Origin of the sequence: Nitrosospira sp. Nsp2, assembly GCF_003050965.1 — a bacterium.
Lineage (GTDB): Bacteria > Pseudomonadota > Gammaproteobacteria > Burkholderiales > Nitrosomonadaceae > Nitrosospira.
Map to the genome: position 1 here is coordinate 906,125 of NZ_QAOU01000001.1, position 15,445 is coordinate 921,569.

The 15,445-nt window shown below is 52.4% G+C and carries 11 protein-coding genes and 1 pseudogene; 6 read left to right on the plus strand and 6 right to left on the minus strand.

Features of this window, described 5'->3' with window-relative positions:
* The first annotated feature begins 39 nt into the window (after window positions 1-39).
* The 5 genes from C8R31_RS04140 to C8R31_RS04160 all read left to right on the plus strand — a co-directional run bounded on the left by C8R31_RS04140 (window position 40) and on the right by C8R31_RS04160 (window position 4,270).
* A complete protein-coding gene (locus C8R31_RS04140; RefSeq protein ID WP_107692749.1) occupies window positions 40-180 on the plus strand; it encodes a Na+/H+ antiporter subunit E in 141 nt (46 codons plus the stop codon).
* Entirely contained in the window at window positions 177-458 is a 282-nt protein-coding gene (locus C8R31_RS04145) for a K+/H+ antiporter subunit F (RefSeq protein ID WP_107692750.1), read from the plus strand. The genes C8R31_RS04140 and C8R31_RS04145 overlap by 4 nt, the downstream gene beginning before the upstream one ends.
* On the plus strand, window positions 455-802 hold the full coding sequence (gene mnhG, locus C8R31_RS04150; protein ID WP_107692751.1) for a monovalent cation/H(+) antiporter subunit G: 348 nt from the start codon (window positions 455-457) through the stop codon (window positions 800-802). The genes C8R31_RS04145 and mnhG overlap by 4 nt, the downstream gene beginning before the upstream one ends.
* 353 nt (window positions 803-1,155) lie before the next feature.
* The gene (locus C8R31_RS04155) at window positions 1,156-1,728 is read left to right on the plus strand and encodes a lipocalin family protein (protein ID WP_107692752.1); all 573 of its coding nucleotides are present in this window, start codon (window positions 1,156-1,158) and stop codon (window positions 1,726-1,728) included.
* A gap of 139 nt (window positions 1,729-1,867) precedes the next feature.
* Entirely contained in the window at window positions 1,868-4,270 is a 2,403-nt protein-coding gene (locus C8R31_RS04160) for a Tex family protein (RefSeq protein WP_107692753.1), read from the plus strand.
* 120 nt (window positions 4,271-4,390) lie between these two features.
* Here C8R31_RS04160 and C8R31_RS04165 read toward each other — a convergent pair whose 3' ends face one another.
* The 6 genes from C8R31_RS04165 to C8R31_RS04185 form a co-directional block, all read right to left on the minus strand.
* The gene (locus C8R31_RS04165) at window positions 4,391-7,135 is read right to left on the minus strand and encodes a bifunctional glycoside hydrolase 114/ polysaccharide deacetylase family protein (RefSeq protein ID WP_181320404.1); all 2,745 of its coding nucleotides are present in this window, start codon (window positions 7,133-7,135) and stop codon (window positions 4,391-4,393) included.
* Between the two features lie 90 nt (window positions 7,136-7,225).
* Window positions 7,226-8,593, minus strand: coding sequence for an exopolysaccharide Pel transporter PelG (gene pelG, locus C8R31_RS04170; RefSeq protein WP_107692755.1), 1,368 nt, complete (start codon window positions 8,591-8,593; stop codon window positions 7,226-7,228).
* A gap of 244 nt (window positions 8,594-8,837) precedes the next feature.
* A complete protein-coding gene (gene pelF, locus C8R31_RS04175; protein WP_181320406.1) occupies window positions 8,838-10,346 on the minus strand; it encodes a GT4 family glycosyltransferase PelF in 1,509 nt (502 codons plus the stop codon).
* Window positions 10,346-11,362 carry a lipopolysaccharide assembly protein LapB gene (locus C8R31_RS15985; RefSeq protein ID WP_181320408.1) on the minus strand — a complete coding sequence of 339 codons (1,017 nt, stop codon included), beginning with the start codon at window positions 11,360-11,362 and terminating at the stop codon, window positions 10,346-10,348. Before C8R31_RS15985 ends, pelF begins: the two co-directional genes overlap by 1 nt.
* Complete coding sequence (locus tag C8R31_RS04180; protein ID WP_107692756.1) at window positions 11,337-12,728, minus strand: PelD GGDEF domain-containing protein; 1,392 nt, start codon at window positions 12,726-12,728, stop codon at window positions 11,337-11,339. Before C8R31_RS04180 ends, C8R31_RS15985 begins: the two co-directional genes overlap by 26 nt.
* Window positions 12,729-12,756: 28 nt before the next feature.
* A complete protein-coding gene (locus C8R31_RS04185) occupies window positions 12,757-13,332 on the minus strand; it encodes a hypothetical protein (protein ID WP_107692757.1) in 576 nt (191 codons plus the stop codon).
* Window positions 13,333-14,042: 710 nt separating this feature from the next.
* On the opposite strand from C8R31_RS04185, the pseudogene C8R31_RS04190 reads away from it, so the two are divergent.
* Window positions 14,043-15,445: pseudogene (locus C8R31_RS04190) on the plus strand (hypothetical protein); the annotation flags it as partial.

Genomic DNA, 15,445 nt, shown 5'->3' on the forward strand with positions numbered 1-15,445 from the left:
TTCTATCTTTCCGGCGAGTAATGCTGAAAGGGTGGGTACGTGAAAGCGGTTCGACCGGTTTGTCTCTCCCCCGTCGGACGCGGCCTGACGATCCATGTGCTGGGTCTGCAAGATGAAGAGAGCTGGAGTTCATTCATCAAGCAGCGTTATGAACGACGACTGATGGAGATTTTCGAATGAGCGCAATGCTGCCCTGGGCGATCTCTTTTGCCCTGATCGCTATCGCACTCGCCATGGTCCTTGCGGCAATCCGCCTTCTGCGTGGTCCTGCTGCGGAAGACCGGGTGCTGGCACTCGATACCTTGTATATTAACAGCATGATAATGGTGCTGACGCTCGGCATTCAGCTTGGGTCCAGGTTTTTCTTCGATATCGCCCTGCTGATTGCGCTGTTCGGTTTCGTCGGCTCGGCCGCAATGGCGAAATTCCTGCTGCGCGGAGAGGTGATCGAGCCATGACAGCCGAGAATCTTCCCGCATGGGCGGATCTGCTTGCTTCACTCCTATTGGTAACGGGCGCCCTGCTGACCCTGATCGGATCAATCGGCCTGTTAAGACTGCCTAACCTGTTTGCGCGGATACACGCGCCTACCCTGGGAAATACGCTCGGCCTGGGATGCGTGCTGCTGGCGTCCATACTGGTCGCCTCAATACAGGCTGAGCGACTTGTATTCCAGGAGGTGCTAATCACGCTGTTCGTGGTAGCGACGTCTCCTGTGACGACCACCCTGCTCATGCGCGCAGGGATGTACCGCAGACGCACGGATACGAGCAAAAAAACGGCAGAACATCGGGCCACCTGAACAGCAGACGGGGCCCGGTGCGTCGGCGCTTTTCCATGCCGCGGCCCGCTGCATGCGATGGGCCAGGATTTCATTCACGTCAAATGCCAAACGGGCTTGGCGGTAACGTCAATGGACTGGACCCCGGCTGGGTTATTGATCGGGCTTCCGGGTCGTGCCGACAGGGGTTAAGACAAGGTGTAGGGAAAAGCAGGGACAGGCTGCCAGTCGGTTAGGCTATAATCATGCAGGTTTAGGACGTAAAGACTGGTTTGTCTCCACCTTCTGTTTCCCTTCGAGGAGCGGTGGAGGAACTCCCGCTGACGAGAGTCTTTTGAAGATGGCTTTTCGAGCGGGCTTTTCATGGCGAGCGAATGCGAAAATTCTTCCTGGCAATTATCATAGCGGCATTCGGCCTGTTGGCGGGTTGCGCCGGCGTTCCCAAGGGAATTACGCCGGTCGAGAACTTTAACGCCCAGCGCTATCTTGGCGCCTGGTACGAGATTGCCCGCCTCGAGCACCCTTATGAAAAAGGTTTGCGCAACATTACGGCCCATTACCGTTTACGTGATGATGGCGGCATCGACGTCCTGAACCGCGGCTATGACGCCCAAAAGGGCGAGTGGCGAACGGCTGAGGGTAAAGCCTACTTTGTGAAAGGGCCGGATGTCGGCTATCTCAAGGTATCGTTTTTTGGCCCTTTTTATGGTTCGTACGTGGTGTTTGGCCTGGATGGCGCTGACTATCAGTATTCATACGTAACCGGCTCAGACAGGAATTCGTTGTGGCTTCTCTCCAGGACGCCACACGTGCCCGATAAGGTGATGGGCAGGTTTATTCAAAAGGCCCGTGAACTGGGCTTCGCGACCGATAAGCTGGTTTATGTCGAGCAAAAAAGCGTCAAGGCTGATAAAACCTTCCCGATGCATCCTCTAAAAACTGAGTAGACTTAACCGCTCGACCATCCTGCGTAAAAACGTCAAACGTCAGGTATCCGTATAACCCGCCCGCCGGACTCTACTGCCCATTTTACTGCCCATAACGGCAAAGTCGGCCCGGCTCGGCCCATTTTTTCATACTCTCATCATGCTGCCATCAATCGAACAACGCCTTTCCCTCGAACTCGCCGCCAGGCCCGAGCAGGTCGCGGCTGCCATCGCCCTTCTGGACGAGGGCGCCACGGTGCCATTCATCTCGCGTTATCGCAAGGAAGCGACCGGCGGGCTTGACGACGTTCAACTGCGCTTGCTGGAAGAGCGTTTGTACTATCTGCGCGAACTGGAGGACCGGCGTGCTGCGATCATTGCCGCCATCGAAGAGCAGGGCAAGATGACGCCGGCGTTGCTGGCCTCGGTTATGCAGGCGGAAGACAAGACGCGGCTGGAAGACCTTTATCTGCCGTTCAAGAAAAAACGCCGCACCAAAGCGCAGATTGCGCTGGAGGCCGGATTACAGCCGCTGGCCGATGCGCTGCTCGCAAATCCGATGTTGCAGCCGGAAGAAGAAGCGCTCAAGTATCTGAAACCCGCGTTCAAGACTGATCAGGGCGACAATCCCGGTGTGGAAGATGCCAAGGCCGCGCTTGAGGGCGCCCGTCAGATACTGATGGAGCGTTTCGCGGAAGACGCAACATTGCTTCAGTGGCTGCGAGAATATCTGCTCACGCACGGCGTGGTGGAATCCAGGATCACGGAAGGCAAGGAAGAAACGGGCGCGAAGTATGCCGATTATTTCGATTATGCCGAGCCGATCAATACGATTCCCTCCCATCGCGCCCTGGCGATGCTACGGGGCCGCCGCGAGGGGATGCTGAATGTTTCCCTGCGACTGGATTCCGAGGCCGAAAGACCCAAATGGGATGCGCCGCAGAATCCCTGCGAAGCGCACATCGCCGCGCATTTCAGCATCCGGGACCGTACCCGCCCCGCTGATAGCTGGCTGAGCGATACGGTGCGCTGGACCTGGCGGGTGAAAAGTTTTGTCCACCTGGAAACCGAACTGATGACGGGGCTGCGCAAGCGGGCCGAAACGGAGGCAATCCATGTCTTCGCCCGCAACCTGAAAGCGCTGCTGCTGGCCGCGCCCGCCGGGCCGCGCGTCACCATGGGGCTCGATCCCGGCCTGCGCACCGGGGTGAAGGTCGCAGTGGTGGATGCGACCGGCAAGGTCATGGAAACCGCGACCATCTATCCCCACCAGCCAAGGAACGACTGGGATGGATCGCTGCATGCGCTGGAAAAACTGGCGGAAAAATATGGAGTCTCGCTGATAGCAATCGGCAACGGCACCGCGTCGCGCGAGACCGACAAGCTGGCACGCGACCTGATCAAACGGCGGTCGGACCTCAAGCTGACCGCGATCGTGGTGTCGGAAGCGGGGGCTTCGGTCTATTCCGCTTCCGAATTCGCTTCACGCGAACTGCCCGCCATGGATGTCTCGCTGCGCGGCGCGGTGTCCATTGCCCGCCGGTTGCAGGACCCGCTGGCGGAACTGGTAAAGGTCGATCCCAAATCCATCGGCGTCGGCCAATACCAGCACGACGTGGGGCAGTCGCAACTGGCGCGCTCGCTCGATGCCGTGGTCGAAGATTGCGTGAATGCCGTGGGCGTGGATGTGAACACGGCTTCGCCGCCCTTGCTTGAGCGCGTTTCCGGACTCAACCACGCAGTGGCGCAAAGCATAGTTGCCCATCGCGACGACAAAGGCATGTTTACTTCACGTGGCGCCTTGCGCGAAGTGCCGCGCCTGGGCGAAAAAGCCTTCGAGCAGGCGGCAGGGTTCCTGCGCATCATGAACGGCGATAATCCCCTGGATGCCTCCGCGGTGCACCCTGAATCATATCCGGCGGTGGAAAAAATCCTTGCCGACCTCAAGCAGGATATCAAACAGGTCATCGGCAACGCGAAATTGCTGAAATCGGTGAACCCGGCAAAGTACGCGGATGAAAAATTCGGCATTCCCACCATCAGCGACATCCTTGGGGAGCTGGAAAAACCTGGCCGCGACCCGCGTCCGGAATTCACGACTGCGACATTCAAAGAGGGGATAAATGAACTCAGGGATTTGCTTCCGGATATGATCCTGGAAGGTGTCGTGACCAATGTCGCAGCGTTCGGCGCATTTGTCGATATCGGCGTGCATCAGGACGGGCTGGTCCACATCTCCGCGCTGGCCGACACGTTCGTGAAAGACCCGCATGCCGTCGTAAAGGTGGGGCAGGTGGTGAAAGTCAAGGTGGTGGAGATAGACGAAAAGCGCAAGCGCATCGCGCTCACCATGCGACTGGCGGAGGCCGCAGGCAAAGGTACACAGGGCGGGCAGCAAAACAGGAAGCCTGAACAAAACAGGAAGCCGGAACAATCCAGTGGCTGGAAAGAGCAATCATCGCGGCCCCAGCATCAGCCCCAGCAGAAAAAACAGAAACAAACAGTCGAGGCTAAACCCGATACCGCAATGGCCGCGGCGTTCGCCAAGTTGAAGGACAGGTAAAGGGCATTCGCGGCAGTCGGGAGGAATCGCACTGTCAATATGGTTACGATCAAAAAAAACGAGGACCCGGATCTCTTCCTCGTTTTTTATTTTGGTCCTGAATAATCGGACTTTTGTTGATCAGTAACAGACGAGAGTTACATTCCCGGGCTCGGCGCGTGGGAAAACAAATTTCCAGCCCTGGCCTTGTCGTTGCCCTTCCAATGTGCGGCCAGCCCAATTTATAACGCATGTCTGTTCCGGGGATGCGATAACCATTTCCAATGGTGTATGGGCATGCATCCGCAAATGAATACCGTCGGCCGATTTCTGCCATTCCTCGATCTTGCCGTTGCTGTGTAACAGATAAGGCGATGAGGGGGGTTGAGGCGTCGTATGCAACAGCACTTGCCCCTGATTAGGCAAGAGATGCAGATAGCGACCCTGATGCACATCCCGAAATCCCACTACTCCCTCGGATCTCTCCATATCAGGCCATTTTGAGGACGTTGGCAAACGCAATGTGCGCAGCGCATTCAGTCCCCTGATATCCCAAGCCCCATCCATGCGCCGTGAGAGGGTAATGCTGTGGAATTCATTTACCTTCTGCCCGTACTCGCTAACCCAGACAGCCCGATGTTCCTGTTGAAGGCTCCAGTCATACACGGCTTTCAGCGCATTGACGGATGACATCTTACTGCCTGAGTAAAAGTGATAATGAATATGCATCGGCTTCAGGCGGCGCGGACTGTCCGTGAGCCGCATCGTTTCAATCACGCGATTGAATCCGTAATAAGGGCCTTGCCAGCTATTTGTATAGATATGCTCGCTGGCAATAGGGGCATACACCTGGAGCTGATCATTAATCTTATAACCAAGCGGAGGCACACGGGTCATCGTCCGTTCAGCATCCGATATGGTCGCGCCACCGCCGTTCATATTCTCCAGTCCGAGCCGGCGCGTCAGGGCCAAGGCTTCGTTGTCCGCCAGCCCGTCGCCCGTCCAGAGGAAAACACGGGAAGGCTTATTCGCGGGCGCCAAGGTGTTATTGATGTATTCAACTGATCCGGCGATTTCCCGGTGGATGTCAAGTTGGTCGTTGTCGACAGAACGGTGATAGCCATCACCCGCATCGTCAATATTGTTTTTTTGGAACCACGCTCTTGGATGACTATAGGAATGACTTGCTACCTCAACATTGTTCAGTTTGAAAATGTCTCGCGCCACTTTCTCGACCTCGGATAACCCATCGGACCCGTCAGGTGACCCGTTTGTCGCTGTTTCCCCTTCAATCACGGAAACCGTTGCAGGAAGGTTATATCTTTGCAGGAAGTTATCCTTAACGACTTTTATTGCCAGCGGCGTCCCTGGTATTTCGGCCTTGATCCCCGCGCCGTCACCATCGACTTGTACCAGCAGCAACCGCCGGCCATTCTCGGTTGTGACATCAGGCACAGGTATTTCAGGCAAATCGAGAGCTGTCGATAAAAACTCAAACGGATTGATTATCCATCGTTGACGTCCTTTGTAACCCGGCTCTACTACATAGGGATGTAACGCGACACCACCCCAATCTCCAGAAAACACGGCAACCACAGGTCCTTCCGATTGCTCGCCGAAGCCTAGATGGGCTGCGATACGTTTATCGAATGCTTGCCACGCGATTGATCCTGGCATACCGGAACCAGGCTGCGCCTCATAGCCGATAATTTTATTCACTGGCTCGATTTTGGGCTGGCCCTCCATCGATTCCGGCTCGCTTGCCTTGACCCCCAGATGGCGCAAAAAATTGTCGTCGGCCTTGAAACCTAAGTTTCCCAGAACGGCAACTTTTACTCCGGACTCGATCTGCCGCAACAGCCAGTCCCTGTAAAGCGTCGGCCTGGGTAATGCGTCCCGGTTGAACCAGGTGACGATTCCGGCATATTGACCCGTCAATACATTACCCGGCAATCCGGCGTTCACATCCAGATAATCGACCGCATACCCCAGATATTCCAGGGGCATTGCCATTAACTTATGCACCTCCGCCTGGTGCAACCCTTCGGGGTGTTCCTGTCCATCATAGAGCGCCAAAACCCGTCTGGGGAAAATTTCCAGCTTGCCGACGCCAATAATATCCAGCCCGGGATTCGCCACCCACGGTGTGTATCCAAGGTCAGATATTCGTCGGGCAGTAACGCGCATCAGTTCCTTCTGCTTTGGGTCAACGTAATCTATGACGATTATTTGTAAACCGTACTGGTTTCGCACCTGTCTTAATTTATTCATCAACCAGACACGGTCGGGCTCGATAACGCTTTCATATTTCCGGGTGTACGAATCCCAGCTTTGGAAGAGTGACTCGGCAGCCAACGCAACGGCATACTGGCCAACTTCCGGCAGAACGTCAAACCCGCGGTTAAATATGAGTTCGACCCCTGGAAAATGTTGATGGATACGTTTAATCAGAAGCGACAAAGCTTTTTCCTGAGCCAATCGACGCTCGGGTTCAACCGCAAACCTCTGATAACTCTCGAGCCCGTCGAGAAAAAATCCGCGATAGCCTTCTTCCCATAACCGCGAAAGATATTTATCAATCAGATAGTCGTGCCAGCCTTGCTGGGTTAGATCAACAACGTTGCTTTCCCATTCTTTATTGCTGCCGACAAACCAGCTTTTGGGGATTTCCGGATACCAGCGTCTTGTTGCATTGACCTCCCCGACACTTACGTAGGCAAATACCTTGGTTCCCTGTTCCCGCAGATAATCGAGATTATCCATATTCTCAGGCTCTACCACGACTTGCGTGAAATGAGCAAGCAGATCCACCGGGGCAGGGCGGCCATAAAAAAAAGCAATGCTCGGATCAGCGTGGATAGGCAGGCAAACAGAGGAGAAAAGCATGCTAAGAACAACCCTCACAAAAGCGCCACGGTTCAAAAAAGGCAATTGGCTGATCATTTTTTATATTTTTTATATATCCCGCAAGAATGCTCAACGCAGCATGAATGTCTCGTAAACCAGCCGGCTAAGCCTTTTCGAGACAATTGTCATTCCCACCAACGTAGTCAAGACGACTGACAAGGCAAAACCGTAGCCGTAAAAGGCAGGCCCCAGATATTGACTCAGAAGTGTGAATAGAATGTTCGAGGTGACGCAAAGCAAACAGAGATACAACGCATCTTTGCGGTAGTCGAAATAAAACAATATGTTGAGAACAGCGAGCAACAGCACTTGGACACCCACGGCGACCAGATCGATATTCAGCAGCACCCTGTAGAAAGGGGATATTCCGACCCACGCGAGTAATTGATCCCCTACCGCCAGCAATATGACAACAGTCATTCCCTGGACTTTAAAGATTTCCAGAAATCCTCTTCGAATTGTTACGATCATCTCTTCATAGATTTGTAAAATACGTTTCAAAGGCGCACCGCCGTTAATCGCCGCGTAAAACTTCGTATACTGTTCTACAAAATCGGTTTCCATTCGCAATAGGAATACCGCCATACCGGGTATGATGGACAAATACGCCAGAAATATTGGGATATCATAAATTGGCGACCCTCTCAAAGGAGCAATGATCTCGACGCTGGTGAGAGGATTGAACCAGAAAATAAATTTATCGGACCAGATGGCCAGGTTATAAAGAACCCCTGTAATAGCCAGGCTTGGAAATACCTGGCCTCGCCGTAAAAAATCAAAGGCGATCAGTTTTTCACTTGAGTAGGAACGGAAAACCACAACCACGAGCATGAATAACAGGATGGCGTGGCCCAATATGAAACCGGAAAGCAGACCTTCCAGCCCGAACTCGCCGAGCTGCATGGCGGCGAGCACCGTGAACCCATAGCCCACGAGAAACGCCAGCAAAATCTCGGCGTAAGCCTTCAGTCCCGATAAAACGATCACTACGATCCAGATCGTGGAAAGGATAACCAGACCGCATAACATCAATAATTTGTATAACACCGATCCGGTAGACAGGTAAACCAGACAGAGCCCCGCAATCGTTCCGCTCACGGTTATTACTAAAAAAATGGCGCCGGTCAGATTCGGCAAAACCTGTTTATCCTGTTTTTCAAACAAGCGGTCGGCAATAAAGCGCGTAACCATCAACTGCAAGGGACTGGTCAGGATTAAGGAGCCCGCCATCAGATAGGTCACGGATATCTGAAACTGCCCAACGTAGTAGGGGGTTGCAAAGTTCTCCGTGTTGAGGATGCCGATCAGGAGGATGCCAACGATGGATAGAACCCATGGCCCTGAACCGATGACGCCCGCAAAGCCATACGCCAGCAGCAGTCCCGACCAAGTATCGGTCTTGGTGAGTTCACGCAGTCTGAAGCCGATGCCAGCCATTACTGTGGCGTTACCCGGAGTTTATGCCGGGCGGGAGCCGCGGAAACGTGCCCCAGCATATCAGCCGAGCGTGCCGACATGCTTCTCATGCGTGGGGGAAGCGCAACAAGCGGTTGGGGGAAATTTGAACGGGGCCTTGCCATTTGCCGGCAATGACTTCGGACATACGGTCTAAAAAAGACGAGACGGAAGAGATCAGGAAAGTGGCTGCATGATGCCTGTTGCATATGATGCCCGAGCGTGCTCACTGGGCGAGCGCCTGGTCATAAACCCGTTTATAGCTGTCGAGCATCCTCGATTGGGTATAATAGTTTTCGACGCGTTGAATACCGGCTTTCTGTGCGGCATACCAGCGGTCATCATCCGTCAATAGCGCGATTACCCCTGCAGCAGTTGCTTCCGGATCAGCTATGGGCGTCACGATACCGGCGCATCCCAAGGCACGGTCTTCTTCACTGCTTCCTTCCAGAATTTCCCGACAAGCTCCCACATCAGTCGTCACCACTGGCAAGCCACTGGCGAAAGCTTCGAGCAGCACCAAAGGGAAGGCTTCGCTGATGGATGTCAATACCAGCAGACCCAGGCGAGGGAGTATGTCGCTGATCTTCTGGAACCCCAGGAAGCGCACTTTTCCTTCCAGCCCCAGCTCCTGAACCAGACTTCTGCATTCCTCCACGTATTCCTTATCCTCATCTTCCGGACCGATCAGCCAGCCTTCCGCTTCGGGAAGCTGAATCACAACCGTGCGCATGGCACGGATAAAAGTCTTGATATCCTTTATCGGTACGATCCTGCCAAGCAATCCGATTACCCGGGGAATTTTTACCGGTCGTTCCGCGCGCAAAGAAAGGAAGCGTTCAATTTGCATGCCGTTTGGAATAACTTGCGTCCGTTCGCTATCTGCGCCATCGGCAATTTGACGCCTTCTGTTGTTTTCATAAAGGCTTATGACAGGATTTGAGGCTTTATAGATAAGCCGGCCCAGGGATTCAAAATATCTTATCCACAATATTTCCTGATATTGCATTCCCATATAGAGCGCGTCATTCAATGAATCGTGATGCTCTCTAATGAAAAGGGATTGCAAGTCTACTTTCCTCTCTTTGGTGTAAATGCCGTGTTCGGTCAGAATAAGCGGACGTCCGGTCTTGTAATGCAGTAATACCCCAAGAAAACCTGCATAGCCGGTGGATACCGTATGAAATGCGCCTGTCTCCACCGAGAGTTGATGGGCGACGCTGGCAAGCCTGAACAATGGCGCATGTGTTGCTTTAATTGACCAAAGGTAATGAATGAATGAGTTCTCCGCGTTATATTTGTTGTAATACTCGCAGATCTGCTGCCATGTTCCATCGCTGAAAAAAAATTCCTCTGCAGTAAAGCCGGAAGGCTGCCCTAAGGAAACTAATAGTTTCTCCAGGGCGGCCTCGTCAAATTCCGGACATGGATTTCGGAACCAGTCATGAAGCTTCCCCGAGTTTTTAATGTATTCTTCGTTGCCTTTGCAGGTTTTTGGCTTGAATGCGGTTACCCGGTCCCACAAATAATGGCATTCCATGTGAACGACATTCTCGGGAAGGACATATTTTTGTTCGTCATAATCACTCTTCCTGGATCCCAGGAAAATGAGGGAGAATGTGCGCTCAGGCAGCGCTTCCAGTATCTGGTGTACCCAGCCTGAAACTCCACCCCTGATAAAAGGGTAGGTGCCTTCCAGCAGGAGCGTGATGTCTGCGTATCGCTGCTGCGGCATCAGATCTCTTTCCGCCAGAAGCGTGCTGCCGTTGTCAACAAGGGATAGGCCGCGGGGAGTTCTATTGCCGTCATCAATTGCTTCACTTCTTGATAACGGCCGGTATAAAAGGCTATTTCGGCGTAGTAAGTCTGCAAGCAGATAAACTCCATCCCAAGCATTTCGGCCTTTTTGAATTCCTCCAATGCCTCCTGATATTTTCCCAGCCTCAACAGGATTTGAGCATACTGAAAGAGGAGGCCCGAATCTTGGGGAGAACATATGAGACTCAGTTCAATGTATTTGTACGCCATGCCAAGAACATAGTTTTTCGCCTCTCCCTGAACCAGGCCGAGATGCGCCAGTTCCCAATAGTCGTTGGCAATCTGGCGGCATAACTGTTTTCTCATGGACGTTTCCTGTTTTTCAAGATCGCGCTTGGATTGCTCTATGTGCTTGCTCAGCCTGTACTCTTTACGATCCAATAAAGCATAAGCCAGCAACCGGATATCATCCGTCGCGTCGCCGAGCGCCATGCGCAGTAATGGAATTGCGTCCCGGTCATTCAGTTTTAACGTCGCATACACAGCTTGCAGCCTTCTGTCGGGATCCCTCGATTGGTATAAATCGTACAGGCTGTGCGAGTTAACCGATTGACCGTCCGACCCGGCGGTCTCGGAAGGAAGATCCCGGATTTTGTTTACCCTCACGGGCGAAATTGATCCTTTCGATTTTATGAATGACCCGCGCGCTACCAACGGCATTGCCAAAATCAGCCCCGTCAATCCGAGCACAGGCAGATAAAAAACCATCATGAAGAAAAAGAAGCCATTTTTCCGCTGAGCCTCATATTGCTCAGGGATAATAATTTTGGGGAAAATATAAGCAGCGACGACACTGGCCATAAAATGACAAGCGCCGGCGGTTATCAGGGGCTGCGCCGACATGGGCTCGAGAATCAACCGCAGCCCATATGCTTCCAGCCCCACGGCCAGAGAGATCAGAACCAGTTCAGGCAAAATTGGAAATACTCGCATTGGGGTTCGCCATTATGCTGATGTGAATGAATTCATTCTTGCAAAAGCGATCCATTCCCAATAAAACTTTTTCGTACGAAGTCTTGTTATCCAAAACCCACGTACAAACCTTGATATCTCCCCCTCGAAAGCCGAAAGCCATTCCATTCGGGCCATCAAGCGCGACTTCAGCCGATGATTTCGATAATCCAACGCGATTCAGGAATTCGTTGGCACCATGCTCATCCGTATAGGGCAACAATAGTAAAAAGACGTGACGATTCCAGCTATCGTTAATGATCAGGATTTCATCCACGCCCCGTAACTCCGCCTGAAATTTTGCGAGAAGTTCGCTCTGTGGTTCGTCCGAGCTGATGACGGTCGCAATCGCTACAGCCGAGGTCTTCAAGTACCGGATTTCGTCGGTGATGCGTCGCAACCTGCTTTCAAAAATTTTTCCAACATCGTTTTCATCGCAGTGAGCTTCGGCGCGTCGTTTGACAAGATCACCCATTTTTCCGCCCAGAACGGCAAGAAAATCCATCGTATTTTCCTGGAATGCAAACAGGGGCATCTCATTCACGACGATCACGCCCCAAATCCTCTCGTAAACGTCCACCAAAGGGATCGCGACGAGCGCGCCCACAGCAGGCAATGCCCCGTTTTTTTCCATTTCAATGCTCGCAACATGTCCCGTTTTCAACGCTTCTGCTACCACGGGATCCGAGGGCAGCAAAGTGCGCGGCTGCCCTAAAGATGCAATAGGATGAGGGTTCATCTTTCGGTGTTCGTTTACCGCGTAAATACCCGCCATTTGCACATTCGCATAACTGCCGAGTATTTTCAAAATACTGTCGCCAATGCCCGCGAGTGGTTCGCCTTTATGGTTCTCCCAGGTCAACACTTTCTTCTTCAGGTCGTCTAACGATAAACGCAAGCTTTTTGCCTGGCTTGCCAAATGCTGTTCCAGGCGATAATGGGAGTCCTTGATAAGTTGGTAGGAACGGGAAAATTTATCCATTCTTACCTTGAGGTGGTTGTATTCATGGTCCAGGAGTTTTATCTGACGAGTCGATGATTCACGAAATTCGGTGGAAATCAGGGTTAGCACCAATAAGCCGATTATCATTTCTTCGGGGAAAAACGAAACCCCGGGCCATCCCAGGTAAAAACCACTTGTGACCAAGCTTACAAGCAGGGCGGCTGAGGTGAGTCCGCAGACAAACCCATAGCGAAGGCCTGCTAACACAGGAGCAAGAATCAACCAGGGGAACCGATAATTTATGAAAAAAGGATCGGATGAATCAATCGCGTAACCAATTACCGGGACCGATAATGAGATCGCAATCGACTCTGTCCATTTGTTTTTTAGTGTTTTGGTCATCATGATGGGCCCCTTCCAATCTTTAACAGAATCAAGACTTCTTAATTTCGATATTGGAAATCAATTCTCTTAGCAATTGTTGGGCGGTACCGCTAAGCGATCCTGTACTCCAGCCGGATTGGGCTCCGCTTGCAGACCACACAACGGCGCCGGAGGGAATCTCGATCACCCGGATCGTCAAGCCAACAACCGGTTCACTGCCGACACCGAGTTTGTATTGCCATTCATCAACGCTTCCCGTGACTGCATAGGAAGCACTGTGCTTTATTGCCAACAGCAAGGCTTTTTCCTGGCGCTTGCGATCATTGAAATCAAGCCAGCCGCCTTTGTCTTCATCTTGCACCTGGTACATTTCTATATTTGGAATGCCACGGATTCTGAACAAGGTGGCTACCATCTCTTCCACTTGTTCACCGGCCCGCGGGCTCTGGGAATAATTTTGAAAGGGGAGAACTATCCAGCGCTGGGAAGAGGAAAGCGGGGCGCTTTTGTGTACGTCAACTACTGAGCAGGACGCCAGCAGGCTGAAAAGAACAGTAAAGATTAAAAGTGCGACTATCCGTTTTTTATGGAGAAACTGCAGAATTTCATTATTATTGATGAACATAAACCCACCTTTTTTTTGTTAGTTGATTGGGTCTACCCGGTAACCAGGCAGTTATTTTTATTAACCATGTTGAACACAAGCAGGGGCAATCATCGTTGTCTGGACTGCCGCTTGCCGTAACGAGTCTCCGAAATCCTCCTCTAAATTCTGTTGCAGCCACCCGTCTTTTTTACAACCCTGCTCAAAGGTATAGCTCAGCCCCGTGCACATTACAAGGCTGTTTGTTTCGTCCGGGGGCGGAACAGCAAAAATTTTTATATTGCAACTGATGAGCGGAGGGCGACGCTCGGACCGGAAACGCGAGGATGCGGCCGGTTTCAGAGAGGAGCGCAATCAGGGATGTTCCAAATCACCAACAGGGATATTTAGAAGGTTAGCGATGTCATCCCGCTAATGTTGAGCAGGCCTAACGGCTGCATTAAAAATAATATTCCCTTATTGCTCAGCAAATTAACATACTTCCACACCCTTAAGTAAAACAAAAACAAATTAATCGTCTATGCTGGTCTAGGGACCCGCTTCAGCTTGTTCTTAAAGCCTGATCGGGGGAACCATCGTTGTTACACGTTTTTTAGCTTGACTGGGGAATCATTGATGGGGGAATCAAAGGGTAAGCATGGTCGCCGGTCGATTGACGAAATCGATCCTAACCTGAGAGGTTGAAGACTTGAAAACATAAGGTTCACTTAATAAAAAAAAGGAGCTTTTCCATGAAAAATAAGAATGCGCAGTTTAAGTTTTCGCTGCTCTGCTCGGTACTCATGACGTGGCTGGTTTTTGCTGTTACGACACCTGCATTTGCTGATAATGCCGTCAAGCTGAAAATACTGCTCCTCACGACAGGAGAGGTAACAGAAGATGCTGGCTATGCCTACATCAAACCGGTGCTCGATGAAATGGGCGTGCCATACGATGTATTGAACTCCAAGACGCAGGATCTTACCGCGGCGATGCTCGCCTCTACTGCGGGAGGGTCCAGCTGCCTGGCTGCCGAAGCAGGTTGCGTGGGCAACTATAACGGCATTATCCTGACGGACGCTGGACTGAACCCAGCCTTCACGCCCACGGAATGGGACATGTTGCACAATTACCAGAAAAACTTCGGTGTGCGTCAGGCGGTACTGTCAGGATGGCCGGGTACCTACTGGGATCCAGAGTCTCCTTTTGGGGTATACCTGGATTATGGTCTGGTCTTTTCGTCCAGCGGAACCGGCTACGAGGGTAAGTGGACCGTGACCAAGCCAAAGGAAATGTTTGAGTACGTGAACCTGGCCAATCCATTTCCGATTACGGACTTTGCCTTTGCGGCCAATCCGCGAAATGACACTGCTACCCTGCGGGACGGATCGATGCCCAAGGTCGAACCGCTTCTGACAACGCAGAACGGGGAGGCCCTGCTATCGATCGTGCGGTATATGGTGCCGTCGCAGACGACACCCGTACGCGAGGTAATGATCTCGACCATTAGCAATGCCACCTTCCTCATCCATTCGAAGGTTCTGGCCTACGAATTCATCAACTGGGTGACGCAGGGGGTATTCGTTGGCGCGCGCTTTGTTCATATGGCCACCCATCTGGATGATCTGTTCCTGGCCAACAATCTCTGGAATCCCGACATTAACAACAATTATCCTGCTGATCCTAATGTCCCTGGTACGACGACCTACCGCCTCAACAGCGCCGACATTGCCAATGCAGTGAGCAAACAGGCCGCTTTTCGCGCCGCGCATCCGGTGGCCGGTGCTTACAAGCTGGATTTGGCGTTTAACGGTTCCGGAGCGGTGGTGGATCCGAAAGCGGCGATATTGGCACTGAACCTGACCGACGAGCTGGTGGCGGCGGTAATGGCCAATAAAGCAAATTTCCGCTTCATCAACCACACCTTCACCCATCTGGACATGGACAAGGCGCCGGTCCCGGCGAATGCCCCTTGCGATTACCCCACCTTTACCACCCTCGCGGCCATCAAGGCGGAAATTACGAAGAACCGGACGGTCTGGGGGCTTCTCGCTCTTCCGGAGAAAAGCGATAACAACCGGGTGCTGGTAAGCGGCAATCATTCCGGGCTGAAAGACCGTAAATGCACCGATGAAATCGCCAAGCATCCGGAGAT

Bases quoted from the DNA above. Each gene is read 5' to 3' on its own strand.
- mnhG (WP_107692751.1), top strand. From the start codon at position 455: ATGACAGCCGAGAATCTTCCCGCATGGGCGGATCTGCTTGCTTCACTC.
- C8R31_RS15985 (WP_181320408.1), bottom strand. From the start codon at position 11,362: ATGCGAGTATTTCCAATTTTGCCTGAACTGGTTCTGATCTCTCTGGCC.
- C8R31_RS04165 (WP_181320404.1), bottom strand. From the start codon at position 7,135: ATGCTTTTCTCCTCTGTTTGCCTGCCTATCCACGCTGATCCGAGCATT.
- C8R31_RS04155 (WP_107692752.1), top strand. From the start codon at position 1,156: ATGCGAAAATTCTTCCTGGCAATTATCATAGCGGCATTCGGCCTGTTG.
- C8R31_RS04185 (WP_107692757.1), bottom strand. From the start codon at position 13,332: ATGTTCATCAATAATAATGAAATTCTGCAGTTTCTCCATAAAAAACGG.
- pelG (WP_107692755.1), bottom strand. From the start codon at position 8,593: ATGGCTGGCATCGGCTTCAGACTGCGTGAACTCACCAAGACCGATACT.
- C8R31_RS04160 (WP_107692753.1), top strand. From the start codon at position 1,868: ATGCTGCCATCAATCGAACAACGCCTTTCCCTCGAACTCGCCGCCAGG.
- C8R31_RS04180 (WP_107692756.1), bottom strand. From the start codon at position 12,728: ATGATGACCAAAACACTAAAAAACAAATGGACAGAGTCGATTGCGATC.
- C8R31_RS04145 (WP_107692750.1), top strand. From the start codon at position 177: ATGAGCGCAATGCTGCCCTGGGCGATCTCTTTTGCCCTGATCGCTATC.
- pelF (WP_181320406.1), bottom strand. From the start codon at position 10,346: ATGCCGCAGCAGCGATACGCAGACATCACGCTCCTGCTGGAAGGCACC.